The 19,782-nt window shown below is 72.5% G+C and carries 14 protein-coding genes; 4 read left to right on the top strand and 10 right to left on the bottom strand.

Going from position 1 to position 19,782, the window contains the following annotated elements:
- Window positions 1-25: 25 nt before the first annotated feature.
- The 6 genes from ACGFMP_RS30820 to ACGFMP_RS30795 form a co-directional block, all read right to left on the bottom strand.
- Window positions 26-1,423: an alkaline phosphatase family protein gene (locus ACGFMP_RS30820; RefSeq protein WP_393676494.1), complete on the bottom strand. Its 1,398-nt coding sequence runs from the start codon at window positions 1,421-1,423 to the stop codon at window positions 26-28.
- The gene (eboE, locus tag ACGFMP_RS30815; protein WP_393676493.1) at window positions 1,420-2,598 is read right to left on the bottom strand and encodes a metabolite traffic protein EboE; all 1,179 of its coding nucleotides are present in this window, start codon (window positions 2,596-2,598) and stop codon (window positions 1,420-1,422) included. The genes ACGFMP_RS30820 and eboE overlap by 4 nt, the downstream gene beginning before the upstream one ends.
- Window positions 2,599-2,612: 14 nt before the next feature.
- Entirely contained in the window at window positions 2,613-3,467 is an 855-nt protein-coding gene (locus ACGFMP_RS30810; RefSeq protein ID WP_393676492.1) for a TatD family hydrolase, read from the bottom strand.
- A gap of 28 nt (window positions 3,468-3,495) precedes the next feature.
- The gene (locus ACGFMP_RS30805; RefSeq protein ID WP_393676490.1) at window positions 3,496-5,031 is read right to left on the bottom strand and encodes an EboA domain-containing protein; all 1,536 of its coding nucleotides are present in this window, start codon (window positions 5,029-5,031) and stop codon (window positions 3,496-3,498) included.
- Complete coding sequence (locus ACGFMP_RS30800; protein ID WP_393676489.1) at window positions 5,028-5,903, bottom strand: SCO3242 family prenyltransferase; 876 nt, start codon at window positions 5,901-5,903, stop codon at window positions 5,028-5,030. The genes ACGFMP_RS30805 and ACGFMP_RS30800 overlap by 4 nt, the downstream gene beginning before the upstream one ends.
- Window positions 5,904-6,309: 406 nt before the next feature.
- Window positions 6,310-7,473, bottom strand: coding sequence for an inositol-3-phosphate synthase (locus tag ACGFMP_RS30795; RefSeq protein ID WP_393676487.1), 1,164 nt, complete (start codon window positions 7,471-7,473; stop codon window positions 6,310-6,312).
- Between the two features lie 529 nt (window positions 7,474-8,002).
- On the opposite strand from ACGFMP_RS30795, the gene ACGFMP_RS30790 reads away from it, so the two are divergent.
- The 3 genes from ACGFMP_RS30790 to ACGFMP_RS30780 all read left to right on the top strand — a co-directional run bounded on the left by ACGFMP_RS30790 (window position 8,003) and on the right by ACGFMP_RS30780 (window position 13,941).
- Window positions 8,003-9,313 (top strand): ROK family protein, encoded by a 1,311-nt coding sequence (locus ACGFMP_RS30790; RefSeq protein WP_393676485.1) that lies wholly within the window; start codon window positions 8,003-8,005, stop codon window positions 9,311-9,313.
- A gap of 360 nt (window positions 9,314-9,673) precedes the next feature.
- Window positions 9,674-10,903: a ThuA domain-containing protein gene (locus ACGFMP_RS30785; protein WP_393676484.1), complete on the top strand. Its 1,230-nt coding sequence runs from the start codon at window positions 9,674-9,676 to the stop codon at window positions 10,901-10,903.
- A 95-nt stretch (window positions 10,904-10,998) separates the two neighbouring features.
- Window positions 10,999-13,941, top strand: a complete 2,943-nt coding sequence (locus ACGFMP_RS30780) for a PQQ-dependent sugar dehydrogenase (protein ID WP_393676482.1) — start codon at window positions 10,999-11,001, stop codon at window positions 13,939-13,941.
- 72 nt (window positions 13,942-14,013) lie between these two features.
- Here ACGFMP_RS30780 and ACGFMP_RS30775 read toward each other — a convergent pair whose 3' ends face one another.
- Genes ACGFMP_RS30775 through ACGFMP_RS30765 form a run of 3 tightly spaced genes read right to left on the bottom strand, consistent with a single transcriptional unit; the run spans window position 14,014 to window position 17,714 of the window.
- Entirely contained in the window at window positions 14,014-15,075 is a 1,062-nt protein-coding gene (locus ACGFMP_RS30775) for a substrate-binding domain-containing protein (protein ID WP_393676480.1), read from the bottom strand.
- Between the two features lie 60 nt (window positions 15,076-15,135).
- Entirely contained in the window at window positions 15,136-16,230 is a 1,095-nt protein-coding gene (locus ACGFMP_RS30770) for an ABC transporter permease (protein WP_393676478.1), read from the bottom strand.
- A complete protein-coding gene (locus ACGFMP_RS30765; protein WP_393676476.1) occupies window positions 16,227-17,714 on the bottom strand; it encodes a sugar ABC transporter ATP-binding protein in 1,488 nt (495 codons plus the stop codon). Before ACGFMP_RS30765 ends, ACGFMP_RS30770 begins: the two co-directional genes overlap by 4 nt.
- A gap of 268 nt (window positions 17,715-17,982) precedes the next feature.
- Here ACGFMP_RS30765 and ACGFMP_RS30760 point away from each other — a divergent pair, with 268 nt between their 5' ends.
- Window positions 17,983-18,834: an alpha/beta fold hydrolase gene (locus ACGFMP_RS30760; protein ID WP_393676475.1), complete on the top strand. Its 852-nt coding sequence runs from the start codon at window positions 17,983-17,985 to the stop codon at window positions 18,832-18,834.
- 70 nt (window positions 18,835-18,904) lie between these two features.
- On the opposite strand, the gene ACGFMP_RS30755 is transcribed toward ACGFMP_RS30760, so the two are convergent.
- Window positions 18,905-19,693, bottom strand: coding sequence for a ferritin-like domain-containing protein (locus tag ACGFMP_RS30755; RefSeq protein WP_393676473.1), 789 nt, complete (start codon window positions 19,691-19,693; stop codon window positions 18,905-18,907).
- Between the last annotated feature and the right edge of the window lie 89 nt (window positions 19,694-19,782).

Here is a 19,782-nt window from a genome sequence, read left to right as displayed (position 1 = left end):
TGCGCCGTCCGCCGCCGGACACTCCTCAGCCCGGCGAGCCGAGCCCCGCGAGCCGCAGCAGCAGGTCCCTGACCTCCGTCACGTGGTAGTGCTCCCTGCCGTAGGCGGGGTCGGAGCAGATCAGCAGCGGACCGTCGCGCGGGTCGTCCGGCAGCCGCCCGTGGCTGCCGCGTACACAGGACGGGTCGAGGCCGACGACCTGCAGCGAGGTGCGGATTCCCAGCTTGAGCTTGGCCACCGACATCGCGGCCCGCAGCTTGACCGTCGGATCGGTCGGGTCGAAGAAGAGCTCGGCCGGGTCGTAACCGGCCTTGCGGAAGATGTCCACCCCGGTCGCGAAGTCCGGCGCGAGGTCGTCGTCGAGCCAGTAGTAGTACGTGAACCAGGCGTCCGGCTCGGCGATCGCCACCAGTTCGCCGGAGCGCTCGTGCCCGATCCGCAACTGCGCCTGCTCACCCCGGTCCAGCACCCGGTCCACGCCTGGCAGTGACGTGACGACGTCCCGCACCCGGGAGATGTCCGCCGGATCGCGGACGTACAGGTGCGCCACCTGGTGGTCGGCGACGGCGAAGGCCGGCGAGGTCCACGGGTCCAGGTTCTCCATGTCCTGCTGCACGTGGACGTTGAGCAGCCCTTCGCGGCGCAGCGCCCGGTTGACGTCGACCGGGCGGCGGGCCGCGGTGATGCCGTACTCGCTCAGCGCCACGACGGTGGTGCCCTCCGCGCGAAGCCTGCGCAGCAGCGGGGCCAGCTCGTCGTCCACCGCGCGGGCCGCGGCCCGCGCCTGCGGCCCCTCGGGGCCGTGCCGCTGCAACTCGTAGTCCAGGTGCGGGATGTAGACCAGCAGGGTGTCGGGCGCGCGGGTGTCGAGTACGTGCCCGGCGGCGCCGACGATCCACCGCGTGGAGGCGATGCCCGCTCCCGGCCCCCAGTAGCTGAACAGCGGGAACGGGCCCAGCGCCGCGGTGAGTTCGTCGTGCACCGACTGCGGATGGGCGTAGCAGTCCTGCGACTTGCGCCCGTCGTGGTGGTAGACCGGGCGCGGGGTGACCGTGACGTCGATGTCCATCCCCATCGCGTACCACCAGCAGATGTTGCCGACGCGGTAGCCGGGGTCGCGGCGGCGGCCCGCGGACCACAGCTTGTCGCCCCGCACCAGGCTGTTGGACTGCCGCCAGTGGAATATCTCCCCCGCGTCGCGGAAGAACCATCCGTTGGCGACGATGCCGTGCTCGTCCGGCATCGCTCCGGTCAGGATGCTGGACTGCACCGGGCAGGTCAGCGCGGGGAAGACGGTGCCCATCGCCGCGGTGAAACCCTCGGCCGCGACCGTGCGCAGCGCCGGCATGTGGGCCAGCAGCCGCGGGGTGAGCCCGACCACGTCGAGGACGACGGTCCTGCGGCGCTGCGACGACGGCGTCATGCCGCGACCTCCTGGAGTCCGAGACGGGTCAACGTGCCCGCGGCCCAGGCCACTTCTGCGGCGATGCCGGCGACCAGCGCGTCGGCGCCCGCCGGCCGCAGGGCCGCGGGGAGCACCGACCAGGTGTACGTCTCGACCTCCACGTGGTCGGCCAGCGCCTCGGGACCGCCGAAGAGCACCGCGAGGGTCTGCTCCAGCACGGCGGACGTGCCGGCCAGCGGCGGCTCGGGCGGTGCGTGCAGCGGCACGTGGAAGTGCACCCGCCAGGGCGCCGCCCCCGGCAGCGCGCCGGGACCGGAGAGTGCCTCTGCGAGGTCGTCCGCGGCGTGTGCGGCGCCGCCCGCACCCGACTCCCGGGTCTGGTGCAGGAAGCGCGGCTCGACGAAGGCGGCCAGCGCGTCGCGTACGGCGGGATCGGCCGGGTCGTCGGCCTGCAGCGCGCAGGAGGCCTGCACCTTGACCACCGCGAGCCCGGCGGCCGCCACCTTGGCCAGCACCAGGGACGGGTCCTCGAACGACACCGCCAGATGGCACACGTCGAGGCAGAGCCCCAGCAGATCGCCGCCCAGGCCGGTCAGTTCCCGCTCGATCTGCCCCACCGTCTCGACCACGCAACCAGGTTCCGGCTCGAAGCCGACCCTGACCGGCCGCCCGTCGCGGGCCGCCCGCTTCGCGAGCCCCTCCTCCAGTGCCCGGATCCGCTGCCCCGCAGCCGCCCGGCGGCCCGCGTCCCAGGGGTCGCGCCAGGCCAGCGGCAGCGTCGAGATGCTGCCGTGCGGCACGTCGTCGGGGAGCAGTCCTGCGAGCACGTCGGCCAGGTCGAGGGTGTAGGCGAGCCGTTCGTCGGACGCCCAGTCCGGCAGGTAGACGGCGTGCTTGACGACGGGCGCGTGGAAGCCCTGGTAGGGGAAGCCGTTGAGGGTCACCACTTCGAGGCCGCGAGCGCCGAGTTCGGCCCGCAGTCGGGCGACCGCCGCCGGGCAGGAGGCGAGTTCGCGGGCCACGTCGTGGGCGAGCCACAAGCCGAGGCCCAGGCGGTCGGCGCCCAGCCGCTCGCGTACCGGCCGGGCGTAGCGGTCGAGTTGGCCGACGATCCCGGCCAGGTCCTCCGCCGGGTGGACGTTGGTGCAGTAGCCGAGATGGACGGCGGTGCCGTCCGGGTGCCGCAGACGCATGGCTCCTCCTGGGGTCAACTGCCGCCGCGCCGGATCGAATTGCCTTCGAAGGAGGACGCCGGGTCCAGCGCGGGACCGTCCGCCTCCAGCCGCCCGCTGCTGCCGTAGAAGGCCACCGGATTGCGCCACAGCACGCGGTCGACGTCGTCGGCGCAGAAGCCGGCCGCGAGCATGGCCTCACCGGTGGCGCGGGTCCGCAGCGGATCGCTGAGGCCCCAGTCGGCCGCCGAGTTCACCAGGACCCGCTCGGTGCCGTACTCGCGCAGGATCGCGACCATCCGGTCGGGCTCCATCTTGGTGTCGGGGTAGACGGAGAAGCCTGCCCAGCAGCCGGAGTCCAGCACCTGGCGGACGGTCAGCTCGTTGAGGTGGTCCACCACGACGTGCTCGACGGGGATGCCCGACTCCCTGATCACGTCGAGGGACCTGGCGGTGCCCGCGGCCTTGTCGCGGTGCGGGGTGTGCACCAGCGCGGGCAGGCGGTGCTCGACGGCCAGCGCGAGCTGCGCGGTGAAGGCCTTCTCCTCGGCCGCGGTCATCGAGTCGAAGCCGGTCTCGCCGACCGCGACCACCCCGTCCTTGACCAGGTAGCGCGGCAGCAGGTCCAGCACCTCGGCGCAGCGCGGGTCGTTGGCCTCCTTCGGGTTGAGCGCGAGGGCGCAGTGGTGCCGGATTCCGTACTGGGCGGCCCGGTACGGCTCCCAGCCGAGCAGCCCGTCGAAGTAGTCCACGAAGGCGGCGGCGGACGTGCGCGGCTGCCCCAGCCAGAACGCGGGCTCCACCAGGGCGCGTACGCCCGCCGCGTACATCGCCCGGTAGTCGTCGGTGGTGCGCGAGGTCATGTGGATGTGCGGGTCGAAGATGCGCATGCCGTGCTCCTGGGTCGGGTTCCTGGGGTCAGCGCAGGGCGGCGAGCACCCGCCGGGCGGCCTCGGCCCTGCGCGGCTCGGGCGAGGCCGCCTCCGCGTGGATCGGCGAGGCGTCGAGCAGTGCGGGGAAGCGCCGCACCAGCGGCAGGACGTCCGCGGGCACGTCACGGCCGGCCGCGACCCGCTCGTGGGCGAAGTCCAGCAGCATCCGGGCGAGTTCGGCGTCGGTGCGCTCCCCGAGCCCGGCCACCGCGGTCAACGGCACGCCGAGGAAGACGCACTTGAGCACCCCCTGCCGCCAGGCGCCGGCGTCGAGCGCGGCGGCGGCCGGGCCGAGCGCGGCGGCGACCAGTGCGCCGTCGTTGGTCCGCAGGGCGTCCTCCAGCAGCGCGGGCGTGGCGCTGCCCAGATCCAGCCAGGGCAACGCCCGCAGCACCGCCCGCCGTTCCGCGCGGTCCCCGCGGGCGTAGACGTCGGCCACCGTGTCCGCCGAGGCGCCGCCGAGCAGGACGGCCCGGGCGGCCTCGTCCACCGTCCACCCTTCCCAGCCGGGCGCGGTCAGCGGCCCCCGCCCGCAGGCGCGGGCCGCGGCGGGGAAGTCGGTGAGCAGCGCCGCGGGATCCGCGGCGGCCCTGGCCACCGCCGCGGCCAGCCAGGCCCGGCCTTCGGCTGCCAGGTCGGCGTCCACCGCGTCGGCGGGAGAGGGCCGCCGCGGCTGCGCGTGCGCGCGCAGGAAGGCCAGCGAGCGGCGGGCGGTCTGCGGCGCGCTGTGGCTGTGGCGGGGGAGTTCCACCGCGACGAGGCCGCCGTAGCCGACCTCGGCCAGCGCCGCGAGGACCGGCGTGAAGTCGATCTCGCCCTCGCCGAACTCCAGATGCTCGTGCACACCCCGCCGCATGTCGTCGATCTGCACGTTCACCAGGTCGGGCGCTGCGGCGCGCACGCAGTCCGCCACCGGCTCCCGCTCCAGGCAGCGGCAGTGGCCGATGTCCAGGGTGAGCCGGAAGGACGCCGGAGCGCCCAGCTCGTCGCGCAGCCGCCGGTAGTCCGCCAGGTCCGCCACCAGCATGCCGGGCTCCGGTTCGAAGCCGAGCACCACGCCTTCGCGTGCAGCGGTCTGCGCGAGCCGCCCGCAGCCTTCGGTCAGCAGATCCCAGCCGCGCTCGGGCGCCGTACCCGCGGGCAGCACACCGCTCCACAAGGACACCGCCTCCGCGCCCAGGCCCGCGCCGATCCGTATCGCCCGCTCCAGGAAGTCGACTCTGGCCTCCCGGCCTTCGGCGTCCTCGTGCAGCAGGGTGGGGGAGTGCTTGTGCCACGGGTCGAGGAGGTAGCGCGCCCCCGTCTCCACCACGACAGCCAGGCCCAGCGCGTCCAGCCGGCGCCGTACCGTGCGCAGCCGGCCCGCGAGGCCGGGCGCGAAGGGGTCGAGGTGGGCGTGGTCGAGGGTCAGGGCGACGCCCTCGTAACCGAGCCCGGCGATCACGTCCAGGGCCTGGTCGAAGCGGTGGTTGGCGAAGCCGTTGGTGCCGTAGCCGAAACGCAGCGGGGAGCGGGACGTCACGTCGGTGAGACCTTCCGTGAGAGCCGGCGGGCCAGCGGCAGCGCCGCCAGCAGGGGGAGTGCGGCCCGGGTGGCGCCCGCGCGGCCGGCCAGCGCCGCCTGGAGCGGGATCACACCGAGGATTCCGGCGCGGACGGCACCTTGCAGGCGCCGCGCGTCCGGCTTGCGGATCGCCGCGAACTGGGCACCGCCGAAGGTGCGTCCGTACAGGCACAGCAGTGCCGCCGACGCGGCCCGGTGCCGGCCCCCGCGCCCGCCGGGCGCCAGTGCGACCGCGGCCGCGAGTGCGGCGGTGGCGGCGAGCGTCGCTTCGGGCAGCGCGTGCGACGAGCCCTGCGCCTCACGGCGGCTCAGTGCCATCACGATCCCGGTGTGCGCGGCGACGGCCGCCGCCGCGGGCGCCGCGGCCCGGCGGCCCGTGGGACCCGCCGCGAGCAGCACGTCCAGGCCGCGGGCCGCGGCCATCGCGGGGGCGCCCAGCGGGGTGTCCTTGAGTGCCAGGTCGTAGGCCCACGCCGTCGCGGCCAGTGGCAGTGCCGTGCCGAGCGCCCGCCGGCCGCCCGCCGCGGCGGCCGTGCCGAGGCCGGCGGCGGTCAGCGCGGCCGCGGTGGCCAGCGCGGCGCGCGGGCTCACCCGGCCCGAGGGGACCGGCCGGCCCGGCCGCTCGACGGCGTCGACCTCGCGGTCGGCGTAGTCGTTGAGAGCCATGCCGCCCCAGTAGAGGAGTACGGACGCCGCCGCGAGCCCTCCGCCGGCCCGAACGCCGTACGGCCAGCCCGCCGCGCTCGCCCCTGCCACGATGTCGCCGGGGACGGTGAGGGCGGCGGGCGCCCTGACCAGCTCGGCGAACACGTCGAGGTGGCGCATCAGCATCGGCCTTCCCCGGCCCGCGGCGCCTGCCGCGGGGCTTCGCCCATGGCGTCCCCGGGGGCCGCCCCCGGGCGGGTGCCGCCCGCCGTGGTCCTCGCGTCGTGCGGTGCGCCCCGGCCGGGCTCGCGGTTTCCCCGGCCCTCGGGCAGGCGCCATTGGCGACGGCGCTCCCCGCGTGCGGTGCGTCCGGGCCTGGCTCGCGGCTCCCCGAGCCGCTGGAGGACGCCCGCCTTCCGCGGCGGAAGGGCGGTGCTCCCCGCGGCGGGAGTCGTGCCCCGCGGGGCCGCGGGGCATCGCGCGCGGGATCTCTGCCGCGCGGCAGCCGGGGCGCGACGGCGGGGGGAAGTATCCGGGGCCGCGCGGACGCAGCCACCGCGGGGGGCCGGGCCGGGGGCGCCGGCGGAAGGGCTCACACCGGTGTCCTGGTCCAGGCGAGCAGGTGCTCGTACTGCGCCACGAGACGGTGCTCCCGCGCCCCCATCGGGTCCTTGAAGAAGAAGGCGAACTGCGGCTGCACCCCCACCGCGCCACGGGCCATCGCGTGGCCGAGCAGCCGGACCAGGTCGATGACCAGCGGCGCGGCAAGCGCCGAGTCGCAGCCCTGCCAGGTGAACTGCATGGTCATCCGCACCCCGAGGAAGCCGTCGAAGGCGATGTGGTCCCAGGCGGTCTTCCAGTCGCCGAGCGCGGGCACATCGTCGATGTGGACCTCGCCCTCGACCGGGTCGGGGAGCATCTCGGCGAGGCTGCGCGCCTTGGACGCGGTCTTGCTCGCCGCGGCCGACGGGTCCGCGAGTGTCGCCCCGTCACCGCCGCCGAGCAGGTTCGTGCCCGACCAGGCCCGTACGCGCAGCGCCCGGTGCGCGAACATCGGTGCGAGCGCACTTCTGACCAGCGTCTCACCGGTCTTCCCGTCGTTGCCCGTGTAAGGGACACCGATCGTGCGGGCGAGTTCGTCCAGGGCGGGAAGCAGCATCGCACCCGACGGGGTGAAGTCGATGTAGCCGCAACCCGCGGCGAGTGCGGCGTAGGCGTAGAGGGCGTGCGGCGGCAGCACCGGCTCGGGCCCCGCCAGTGCCTCCCGCAGCGCCGCCAGGTCCGCGAAGGCCGGGTGCGGGGCCGGCTGCGGGGCGGTCGAGGACAGGTTGACCACCACCACCCGGTCCAGCTCGTGCCGTTCGCGGAAGTCCGCCAACTGCCGGGCGACGGCGGTCGCCTGCGGTGCCTGCGGGCCGGCCGCGGCGCCGACGCCCGGCCGGATCTCCCGGTCTGCCGCGGCCAGTGCCTGCCGTACGGAGTCCGGCAGATCCGCGGGTACGACACCCGCGGTGACCAGCTGTTCCGCCCGTTTGACCAGGGGGGTGCCGGTGATGTCGGAGCCGCCGAAGACCAGGTCGCCCACGGCGGTCAGGCCGAGGCCGCGGAAGTCCTCCTGCTCGGTCACGCAGCCGACCGGTGCGGTCAGTCCTGCGGCGACGGCGGCGGCGCCCACGACGACGGTCGTGGCGACCGAGCCGCGTGCGCCGATGATCCACACCCCCAGCCGGGGACCGTGTGCAGTTGCCGAACCCATGCCTTCACCTCCGTGTGTCACCTGCTGCGGAGCGTTCGGAGAAGCGTGCCTGCGAGGCCGGGAAGGAGAGTGGGACGAGCGTCCGCCGGGACCGCCGGGCACGGGCGGCTCGCCCGCGCTCACGGCGCCGACATAGCTGTTCGTCAGTTCAGCGAATAAACTAATCACCCCCTTCGCCGTGCGGCAAGAGGCAGTCAAGAATCCGTCGAACGCACCACGCGGCGACATGACTTGGGCAACCCTGAGGCGACGCCCCGGCGCCGCCGGGGGGCGGGGTCGAGTCCGCGGAAGTCGGCGCGTAAGGTGCATCCCCGGCATCCGCAGTGATCACCGCCTGGTACTCCACGGCGGGCGGCCACGCCTGCCGCGTCGCGTTGGACCGATCCGAAATGGCTTTTCTGTGAGTGTCCTGAAGGTCGTTGACCTGCGGTGGAGCATCTATTAGTTTGGTGAATGAATAAATGGGCCAGAGAGGTTTGCCGTGCCGGACGCGTCGTGGTCCGCGCCGGCGGAGAAAGGTCGCAGTGTGATGAACGGCGGCGGGCAGCCGGCGAGCAAGCAGAGCATGCGCCGCCACAACCTGGCGCTGGTGCTCCGTCAGGTCGCGGCCACGGAAAGCGCCTCGCGGGCCACCGTCGCCGCCCGGGTGGGCCTCACCAAGGCGACCGTCTCCTCGCTCGTCGAGGAGCTGCGACTTGCCGGCCTCGTCATCGAGCACGTGCCGGAGAACCAGGGCCGCGTCGGTCGCCCCGGCGGCGCGCTCGCCCTCAACCCGCAGGGCGCCGCCGGTGTCGGCGTCGAGGTGAACGTCGACTACACCGCGGTCTGCGTCGCCGACCTGACCGGCGCGCCGCGGGTGCGCCTCACCGAGCGCGCCGACAACCGCGGCCGGGACGCGGAGGAGACGCTGCACTCCGCGGGCCGGCTCGCGGGCAGGGCATGCGCCGCCGCCAGGCGGGCCGGACTCACCCCGGTCCAGGTGACGCTCGGCGTCCCCGGCCTGGTCCACGACGACAGGGTGCTGCACGCCCCCAACCTGGACTGGCGCCATGTGCCGGCCGGTGAACTGCTGGTGCGGGGCCTGGGGCGGCAGCGGCTCGCGGTGTCGGTCGACAACGAGGCCAACCTGGCAGCGATCGGCGAGTTCCAGGCCAGGCCGGCCGGCGCGGGTGCGAGCTTCCTGTACGTGTCGGGCGAGATCGGCATCGGGGCCGGGCTGATGGTGGACGGCACGCTCTTCCGTGGCGGCGGCTTCGCCGGGGAGATCGGCCATGTCACGGTGATCCCCGACGGGCCCGAGTGCGGCTGCGGCGCGCGCGGCTGCCTGGAGCGCTACGCGGGCCAGGACGCGCTCCTCGAGGCCGCAGCACTCGACACGGTGAGCGCGACCCGGCTGGGGTCCGCGCCCGCCGCCGCGGCGACGGCCACCGTGACCCGTACCGGCGGCCCCCGGCCGCACGCGCTGCCGGACGCGCCGACCGAGGGCAACGCCCCGGTGGAACGCCTCGCGGCACTGGCCGCCGAGGGCGACGAGGCGGCGGTCAGGGCGCTCGCGGTGGCCGGCCGGGCGCTGGGTGTCGCGCTGTCCGGGGCGGTGAACCTGCTCGACCCGCCCGAGGTGGTGATCGGCGGGATCTACGCCCGGCTGGCACCGTGGCTGGTCCCCAGCCTCCAGGTGCAGTTGCACGAGCGGGTCACCTCGGGCCGCTGGCGGTCCGACCGGCTCCAGGTCTCCGGGCTCGGCACCGAGGCCGCGGTACGCGGCGCCGCTGGCGCCGGGGTGCAGGCGATCCTGCGCGACCCGTCGGCGTACATCGACCTGACCAGCCCCGTGCTCTGAAGGATCACCAACTCCCGCCCGGTTGCGCCGTGTTGGCCACCGGGCCGGTGGTGATGGCCGGGACGGAAGCGCTTATTGACTTGTCTGTGACAACCCTTGACGCTCCACGCTCGGGCAATTAGTTTTTTGAACCAACGAACCAATTCATCACTCCGCTCGCGGTTTGCGCTGATCAGCGCGCCACGACGGAGCTCAGGCATCCCTTGCCACCACCAAGTCCCAAGGTGATGCCCGCAACGCCGCAGGACGGGCCCGTCGCCGCCCCGGCGCGAGCAGACGTGCTTCGCCGCGCCCCGACACGGTCCGTCGGCCCCACCCTGCGGTTCATCCCCCCGCAGTGCGTCCGAACGAGGAGCCGCCATGCGCACGCCCCGCCCACGCACCCGTCTCGCCCTGCTCGCGGCACTGAGCCTGTCCGCGGCAGCCGTACTGACCGCCGCCGCCCCCGCGGTGAACGCCGCCCCCGCCCCGGCTTCTGCCGGCCGGGCCGCGGCGGCGGCGCCCTTCAAGGTCCTGGTGTTCTCCAAGACCACCGGCTACCGCCACGACTCCATCCCGGCCGGCATCGCCGCCATCCAGCAACTCGGCCGGCAGAACAACTTCACCGTCGTCGCCACCGAGGACGACTCCCAGTTCAACGACACCAACCTGGCGCAGTACGCAGCCGTGGTCTTCCTCTCCGCGACCGGCGACCCGGTGGGCACCCAGGCGGAGAAGGACGCCTTCCAGCGCTACATCGAGCACGGCGGCGGCTACGTCGGCATCCACGCCGCCTCGGACAGCGGCTACAGCTGGTCGTGGTACGGCGACCTGGTCGGCGCGTACTTCAAGCAGCACCCCGCCATCCAGCCGGCCACCGTCACCGTCGAGGACCATGCCCACCCCTCGACCCAGGGTCTGCCGAACACGTACACCCACACCGACGAGTGGTACGACTTCCAGACCAACCCCCGCTCCAAGGTGCACGTCCTGGCCTCGGTCGACGACAACTCGTACACCGGCTCCACCATGGGCGCCGACCACCCCACCACCTGGTGCCACGCCTTCGACGGCGGCCGCGCCTGGTACACCGGCATGGGCCACACCAACGAGAGCTACACCGAGGCGAACTTCCTGCACATCCTGCTCGGCGGCATCCAGACCGCGGCCGGGGTCGTCCCCGCCGACTGCTCGGTCACCACCACCCCGCCGCCCGTCGAGCACGGTGTCAGCCTCAAGGCGCACGCCAACGGCAAGTACGTGACGGCGCCGAGCAGCACACAGCCGCTGATCGCCTCCAGCAGCACCGTCGGCACCAAGGAGACCTTCGACGAGGTCGACCTCGGCGGCGGCAACGTCGCGCTGCGGGCCCACGTCAACAGCCAGTTCGTGACGGCGGAGAACGCCGGCGCGGCGTCGCTGATCGCCAACCGGGGCGCGGCCGCCGGGTGGGAGACCTTCCAGCTGATCCACAACGCCGACGGCAGCATCAGCCTCAAGGCGGCGGCCAACGGCAAGTACGTGACGGCGGAGAACGCCGGCGCGGCGGCCCTGATCGCCAACCGCACGGCCATCGGCCCGTGGGAGGAGTTCGACCTCACCACGCGCTGAGCCCGCAACCGCCAGGCAGCACGGCTGCACCCGCCATCCGCAGCCGTGGTGGTCTGTCATGCCCATGATTACCTTTGACCGAGGAGACCCACGTGTTGTCCGTACGACCACGACCACGGCTGCGCCCCCGAGTGCGCGCACGCCTGCTCAGCTGGCTGACGCTGCTGGTGGCGCTGCTCACGCTGCCCGTCCTCGCGGTGCTCGCCACCGTGCCGGCCGACGCCGCGGCCCGGCACACCGCCGCCGCGCCCGCGGCCGCCGCAGCCCCGGCCGTCGCCGGTGTCCCCGACAGCAGCTTCCAGAAGGTGCTGCTGAACAACTCGGGCGGCAATCCGCTGGAGCTGGACATCGCAAGCGACGGGCGCGTCTTCTTCATCGACATGCTCGGCGACGTGCGGATCATCAACACCAGCGGCACCACGGTGACCGCCGGGCACCTCGACGTCTTCACGGCGAACGAGAGCGGCCTGCTCGCGATGGCCCTCGACCCGGCGTTCGCCACCAACCACTGGATCTACCTGTACTACTCGCCCGCGGCGACGAGCGTCGACCGGCTGAGCCGCTTCACCATCAACGGATCCACGATGGACATGGCCAGCGAGAAGGTCGTCATGGACGTCCCGGTCCAGCGTGCCGAGTGCTGCCACCACGGCGCAGGCATGGCCATGGACCACAAGAACGGCAACCTGTGGCTCTCCACCGGCGACAACACCAACCCCTTCGCCTCGGACGGCTACGCCCCGATCGACGAGCAGTCCGGCCGGGCCACCTGGGACGCCCAGCGCACCGCGGGCAACACCAACAGCCTGTCCGGCAAGGTGCTGCGCATCCACCCGGAGTCCAACGGCACCTACACCATCCCGTCAGGCAACCTCTTCGCGCCCGGCACCGCCAAGACCAGGCCCGAGATCTACGCGATGGGCTACCGCAACCCCTTCCGGCTGGCGCTCGACCCGAAGACCGGCTTCCCCGTGGTCGGCAACTACGGCCCTGACGCCGGCGCCGCCAACGCGGGCCGCGGGCCGCAGAACACCGTCGAGTGGGACCTGCTGAGCAAGCCGATCAACGCGGGCTGGCCGTACTGCGTCGGCAACAACACCCCCTACATCGACTACAACTTCGCCACCAAGACCTCCGGTGCCGCCTTCGACTGCGCGGGCGGTCCGACCAACAACTCCCCGAACAACACCGGCCTGACCAAGCTGCCGCCGGCCACCCCGGCCAACGTCTGGTACCACTACAGCGCGGACCCCAACAACTTCCCGCTGCTCAGCGGCGGCGCCCCGATGGCCGGACCGGTCTACCGCTACGACGCCAACCTCGCGTCCGACCGCAAGTGGCCGGCCGCGATGGACGGCCAGGCGATCTTCTCCGAGTGGAACACCAGCAAGGTCTACACTTTCCACGTCAAGTCGGACAACACCGGCGTGGACGACATCCAGACCTTCCTGCCGTCGGTGTCGTTCAAGAAGCCGATGGACATGAAGTTCGGCCCCGACGGCGCCCTCTACATGGTCGAGTGGGGCACCGGCTACGGCGGCAACAACGCCGACGCGGGCATCTACCGCATCGACTACCTCAACGGCGGGGCGCTGCCGATCGCCAAGGCGGCCGCGAACCGCACCAGCGGCCCGGCACCACTGGCGGTGACCTTCTCCAGCAGCGGCTCGAACGACCCGGCGGGCGGCAGCCTGACCTACAAGTGGGCGTTCGGTGACGGCGCCACCTCCACCAGCGCCAACCCCAGCCACACCTACAGCGCGGTCGGCAACTACACCGCCGTACTGACCGTCACCAACAGCGCGGGCAAGAGCTCCACCGCGAGCATCGACATCACCGCGGGCAACACCATGCCGACCCTTACCATCAGCGCCCCACCGGACGGCGGATTGTTCGACTGGGGCGACAAGGTCAACTTCGCGGTCACCGTGACCGATCCCGAGGACGGCACGGTCAACTGCGCCCAAGTCAAGATCCAGGCCATCCTGGGCCATGACACCCACGGCCACCCGCTCGACCAGTACAGCGGATGCAGCGCCACCGTCACCACCACGCTGTCCAACGGCCACAGCGACGGCGACAACGTCTTCTACGTGATCGAGGCCAGCTACACCGACAAGGGCGGCACCGGCGGAGCCGCGCCGCTCACCGGCCGGGCCCAGATCACCCTGCAACCCAAGCACAAGCAGGCCGAGTTCTTCACCGACACCGGCCGCGCCGCCAACGGGCAGGGCACCGACACGCCGGGCGTCACCGTCGAGAACGGCGCGGACAGCGCCGGCGGCGGCCAGGACATCGGCTTCATCGAGGACGGCGACTACTGGAGCCTGTCGCCGATCGCGCTCAACAACATCACCTCGGTCGGCTTCCGCACCGCCTCGGCGAACGCCGGCGGCCGCATCGAGGTCCGCTGGAACTCCCCGACCGGGACGCTGCTGGGCACCGCGACGGTTCCGGCCACCGGTGGCTGGCAGACGTACACCGACGTCAGCGCCGCCCTCAGCAACGTGCCCTCCGGCAGCGGCAAGGTCTACTTCGTCGCCCGCAACGCCTCGGGGCACACCGGTCCCGGCGCGCTGATGAACGTCAACTGGATGCTGTTCGCCGGGGCGGGGGTCGGGACACCCGGCACCCCGGGCGGCGGCACCGGCATCAGCCTCAAGGCGCACGCCAACGGCAAGTACGTCACCGCACCCGGCGGCGGCGCGCAGCCGCTGATCGCGAGCAGCAGCACGGTGGGCACCGCGGAGCAGTTCGACGAGATCGACCTGGGCGGCGGCAACATCGCACTGCGCGCCCACGTCAACAACCAGTTCGTGACGGCGGAGAACGCCGGCGCGGCGTCGCTGATCGCCAACCGGGCGGCGCAGGGGTCGTGGGAGACCTTCCAGCTGATCCACAACGCCGACGGCAGCATCAGCCTGAAGGCCACGGTCAACGGCAAGTACGTGACGGCGGAGAACGCCGGCGCCGCGGCCCTGATCGCCAACCGGGACGCCATCGGCCCCTGGGAGGAGTTCGACCTGAGCACCGCCTGAGCACCGCACACCGCACACGGAACTGCCCCGGGCCGACGGCCCGGGGCAGTTCCCTGCGGGAGTCCAGGGGGATCAGGTGAAGGAGGTGGGCAGGTACAGGTCGACGTTCTCCTTGGTGACCGTCGCGGAGAACAGCGTGATCGAACTGGGCACCTCCTGCTCGACCAGGTCGCCCATGCCCTTGTTCTGGCCGATCAGCCGGGCCAGGGTGATCGCGGACGCCGACATGCTCGACGGGTAGACCACGGTGGCCTTGAGCACCCCGGAGTCCGCCTTGATCTCCTGCATGGCGTGCTTGGACCCGGCGCCGCCGACCATGAAGAACTCGCTGCGCCCGGCCTGCTTGATGGCCGCCTCCACGCCGATGCCCTGGTCGTCGTCGTGGTTCCAGACCGCGTCCAGCTTGGAGCGCGCCTGGAGCACGTTGCTCATCACCTGCTGGCCGCTGTCCGCGGTGAAGGCGGCGGCCTGCCGGATGCTCACCGAGAAGCCCGCCTTGGCGAGCGCCTCCTTGAAGCCCTGGCTGCGCTGCTTGGTGAGGTCGAGGTTGTCGATGCCGGCGATCTCGCCGATCACCGGCTTGCTGACTCCCTTGGCCTTGAGGGTCTTGATGATGTACTGCGCGGCGTTGACGCCCATGCCGTAGTTGTCGCCGCCGATCCAGGTGCGGTAGGCGAGCGAGTTGTCGAAGACCCGGTCGAGGTTGACCACCGGGATGCCCGCCTGCATCGCCTGGGTGCCGATCGCGGTGAGCGCCTTGCCGTCGAAGGGCAGGATCACCAGGACGTCGACCTTCTTGTCGATCAGCGTCTGGACCGCGCTGATCTGCGCGTTGACGTCGTTGGTGCCCTCGGCGGGCTGGAAGCTGACGTCGGTGTACTGCCCCGCCTGCGCCTTGGCGTTCTTGGTGATCGCCGCGATCCAGCCGTGGTCGGCGGCGGGTGCGGAGAAGCCGACGGTGACGTGCTTGCCCGGGGTGCTGCCCGACGAGCTGGCGGCCGCCTTCACATTGGGCTTGTCGGAGTCGCCGTTGGAGTTGCTGGTGCAGGCCGACAGCAGCAGACCGCTGCCCAGGGCGCCCGCGCCGAACAGCATGTTTCTGCGCCCCATGGCCGTGGGTCCGGTCTCTTTCATACGGGTGTTCCCTTCCGGGGAGTGGAGGAGGCGGTGGTGTGGAGAGGGTTGAGCCGCCGGTCAGGCCGGGGAGCGCGCGCCGCGGGTGCGCTGCAGCAGGACCGCGACCAGGATGATCAGCCCCTTGGCGATCTCCTGGATGTCCGTGGTCAGGTTGTTGAGCACGAAGATGTTGGTGATCGTGGTGAAGACCAGGACGCCGAGGATCGAGCCGAACAGCGACCCGCGGCCGCCGGCCAGCAGCGTGCCGCCGATGATCACCGCGGCAATGGAGTCCAGCTCGTAGAGGTTGCCGAGGTTGCTCGCGCCGCTGGTGGTGCGGGAGGTGAGCATCACCGCGGCGATGCCGCAGCACACCCCGGACAGCAGGTAGAGCAGCATGGTGTGCCGCCGTACCGCGATGCCGGCCAGCCGGGCGGCCTCCGGATTGCCGCCGACCGCGAAGGTGTGCCGGCCGAAGGTCGTGCGGTTCAGCAGCAGCCAGCCCAGCACCACGATCGCGGCCATCAGGTAGACCAGCAGCGGGATGCCGAGGAACTTGTCGGTGGCGATCCGGTTGAACGACTGCACCGTCACCACCTGGGACTGCCGGTCGGACAGCCGCTCGGCGACGCCGCGGGCCGACGCCATCATGGCCAGCGTGGTGATGAAGGCGACGATCTTGCCGTAGGCGATCAGCACGCCGTTGAGCAGTCCGACGACGGCGCCGACGACGACGGCGGTGAAGAGCATCCCGCCGAGTCCGTACGACTGGGTGGCCACCGTGGTGCACCACACCGAGGCCACCGCGACGATCGCGCCGACCGACAGGTCGATGCCGCCGCCGATGATGACGAACGTCTGGCCCACCGTGATGACGCCGATGACCGCAGCGCTGGTCAGGATGTTGACGATGTTGCTGCTGGTCATGAAGTTGCCGGAGGTCGCGGTGCCCACCACGCCCAGCAGGACCAGTACCACCAGCAGCCCGAGGCTGTGCACCTGGTGCAGCGGGAACAGCCGGAGCAGCCGGGCTCCGGCCGACTCCGGCCGGGGCCCGGGGTCGGGCCCCTCCTTCACCAGGGACGGCTTGGTGGCGACGTCGGCGCCGGACCCGCCCTGCGCGGGCGGCCCGGGGGCGTCCGTCGCGGGTCTCGGCGCGGTCTGGTCACTCATGGGCGGCTCTCTTCCATCACGAGGTCGAGTACGTGGGATTCCTTCAGCGAGGCGGCGTCGGCCTCATGGACGATCCGGCCCTCGCGCAGCACCAGGGCGCGGTCGGCGAGGCCGAGGACTTCGGGGACCTCGCTGGACACGAAGAGCACCGCGACACCCGAGTCGGCCAGCTCCCGCACCAGCGCGTAGAGCTCCGACCGTGCGCCGACGTCCACCCCCCGGGTGGGCTCGTCGAGCAGCAGCACCCGGCAGCCGCGCAGCAGCCAGCGGGCGAGCACCGCCTTCTGCTGGTTGCCGCCCGACAGGGTGCGGACGGCGCGCTGCGGGTCGGCCGGGCGCAGGTCGAGTGCGGCGACCCGCTCGGTGGCGGCGGCCGCCTCGCGGCGCCGGTCGAGCCAGCCGAACCGGGCGAACCGGCCGAGCGAGGAGATGCTGACGTTGCGTACGACGCTGTCATGGAGGAAGAGCGCCTGGCTCTTGCGCTCCTCGGGTGCCAGCCCGACCCCCGCCTTCACCGCGGCGGTCACCCGGCCGGGCGGCAGCGGCCGCCCGTCGACCAGGACCGTGCCCGACGAGGGGCGGGTGGCGCCGTAGACGGCGTGCAGGATCTCCGAGCGGCCCGAGCCGACGAGTCCCACCAGGCCGACGATCTCCCCGGCCCTGACGCTGAAGTTCACGTCCTCGAAACTGCCGGGCTGCGTGAGGTGTTCGACCCGCAGCACCTCGTCGCGCTCGGGTCCTGCCCGCAGCCCGTCGCGCTGCGGGAAGTCGTACGCGGTCTCGCGGCCGGTCATCAGCGCGACCAGCTGGGCGGTGGGCGTGCCGGCCGGCAGCCCGCCGGCGACGGTGCGGCCGTCCTTGAGCACGGTCACCCGGGTGCCGATGGCCCTGATCTCGCCCATCCGGTGCGAGATGTAGAGGACGGCCACACCGGTCGCGGTCAGCTCGCGGATGACCCGGAAGAGGTTGCCGACCTCGTCCTGGGTCAGAACCGCGGAGGGCTCGTCCATCACGATCAGCCGGGTGTCGTGGGACAGCGCCCTGGCCATGCTGACGATCTGCTGCTGGGCCGGAGTGAGGTTGGCGACCTCGGTACCGGGGGATATCTCCGGGTGTCCGAGTGAACGCAGCAGCGCACGTGCGGCGGTGGCGGTCTCACCGCGACGGGTGAGGCCGAAGCGCGCGCGCTCGTGGCCGAGGAAGATGTTGTCCGCCACCGACAGGCCGTCCACCAGGTCGAGTTCCTGGTAGATGGTGGAGATCCCGTGCCGCATCGCCGCCGTAGGGCTGGGCAGCACCACCGGCTCGCCGTCCCAGGTCAGATCGCCGCTGTCCGGCTGGTGGGCGCCGGCCAGCACCTTGATGAGGGTGGACTTCCCGGCGCCGTTCTGGCCCAGTAGACAGTGCACCTCTCCCGGCTCGACCTCCAGGTCGACGCCGTCCAGTGCCTTGGCACCGGGAAATTCCTTGGTAATTCCCCGCATTCGAAGCAGAGGAGAACTCACATTGCCGCCTAGGGAGGGGGAACTGTGGGTGCCGATAGGGACACAAAGCGTTCGTTCGTCAGTTCAGCGAACAAACTAATCAGGACAGAGGGGGAGGGCAAGAGCGGGGACGGAACCAGTTTGGAAACCTGACGGCACCTCAAGGGGCCCCGCCGGCCGGGCGCGTGCCGGGGTGTTGTCCCCTCAGGTAAGGTCTACGGTGTATAGTTTACGGTGTATACCGACACTGGCGCCGACAGACGGGTCGATGACGATGACAACCGAGACGATCGAACTCCTCGCCGGGACCATCGACTACCAGGACACCGGCGGTGACGGGCCGGTGGTCGTGCTGCTGCACGGCCTGCTGATGGACGCGACCCTGTGGGAGACCGTGACCGCCGAGCTGCGGACCAGGCACCGGTGCCTGGTGCCGACGCTGCCGATGGGCGCGCACGCCCGCCCGGCGCATGTCGACGCCGATCTCTCACCGAGGGGGCTCGCCCGCCTCGTCGGGGAGTTCCTCGACCGCCTCGACCTGCGGGACGTCACGCTGGTGGGCAACGACACCGGCGGCGCTCTGGTGCAGCTGCTGATCGCGGAGGGCGCCGAGCGGGTGGGGTCGGTCGTGCTGGCGTCCTGCGACGCCTACGACAACTTCCCGCCCGGCCTGACCGGGAAGACCGTCGTCATGACCGGCAAGCTGCCGCCCGCGCTGTTCGGCCTGTTCATGCAGCAGATGCGGGTCAGGCCGGTCCGGCGGCTGCCGATCGCCTTCGGCTGGCTGACCAAGCGCGGCGACGCGGTCACCGCCCGCTGGATGCGCCCGATCCTGTCCCAGCCGGCGGTCAGACGGGACACGGTGAAGGTGCTGCGCGGCATCGCGGCCGACCGGCACGCCCTGGAGGGCGCGGCCGCCTCCCTGGCCGGCTTCGACCGGCCCGCGCGGGTCGTGTGGGCCGAGGGCGACCGGGTCATGCCCCCCGAGCACGGCCGGCGGCTCGCCGCCGCGCTGCCCCGGGCCGAGCTCGTCGTCGTGCCCGACAGCTACACCCTGCTCCCGCTCGACCAGCCGCACGCCCTGGCCCGCGCCATCCGCGACGTCGCGTCGGCCTCCTGACAGGGCACCGCCGGCGGCCGCCCGCTGCGGGGAGGGCGGTCCGCCGGCGGTGCGGAACGGGGGTGGGGCGTCAGGACACCGCTTCCGCCGCCACCGGACCGCCGCCCAGGGCGTTGCGCCGGGACGGCATCGTCAGCGACGTCATCCGCCGCCAGCCGAAGGCGCGCTCGTAGGCGTACACCGCGTGGATTCCCGCCCTGAGCACCGCGGCCTTGGGCGCCGACCAGCGCAGCAGCCGTCCCATGTGGGACATCACCGCCTGGCTGACCTCGCGGTACACGCGGATCTCGGCCATCGCGCACTCGCGCAGGGTCCGCTGGATCAGCGGCCCGTGCCCGGCGCCGGCCAGCCGCAGCAGCTCCTCGTGGCAGTAGGCCAGGTGGTTGTCCTCGTCGCGGGCGATCTGGCGGACCGCCCGGCCGATCTCCTGGTGGTCCCCGAAGTGCTTGACCAGCAGTGCCATCTGCTCGGAAGCCCGCTGCTCCGTCACCCGGCTGTGCGCCAGGTAGACGACGATGTCCTGCTCGCTGAGCGGCTGGTCGGCCCGCAGCCGCGAGTGGGCCAGCCCGATCCCGGCGCGCTCCAGCAGCATCGTGTAGTCCGTGTCCGCGGGGACCGCGGCCGGTTCGAGGTCGCGTCCCCTGAGCAGGCCGTTGAAGATCCGCCCGTGCTTGTCCTCGTCCGCGCCGTGCCGGGCGATCTTGGGAGCCAGCGCCGCGAGGCCCGGCGGCACCAGGGCCGCGATCCTGCCGTTCTCCCAGCCGCCCTGTGACTCACCGCTCGCGGCGATGGAGCAGAAGAGCCGAAAGGACTCGTCGTTGTCGAGGATCTCGGTGAACAGGCCGCGTGCCGACAGCATCACGCCTCTCCTCTCGCCGCCCAACAGGTGTCACGACGAGTCAAGGGCGGTGCGGTGGCGCCCGCAACCGGGGGGCACCACCGCTGGGC

The sequence above is a fragment of the Streptomyces sp. NPDC049040 genome (assembly GCF_043197715.1).
In the GTDB taxonomy this organism is placed as follows: Bacteria; Actinomycetota; Actinomycetes; order Streptomycetales; family Streptomycetaceae; genus Actinacidiphila.
Note: the sequence above shows the minus strand (reverse complement) of the source record. Positions and strands in the feature narration are given on the sequence as shown.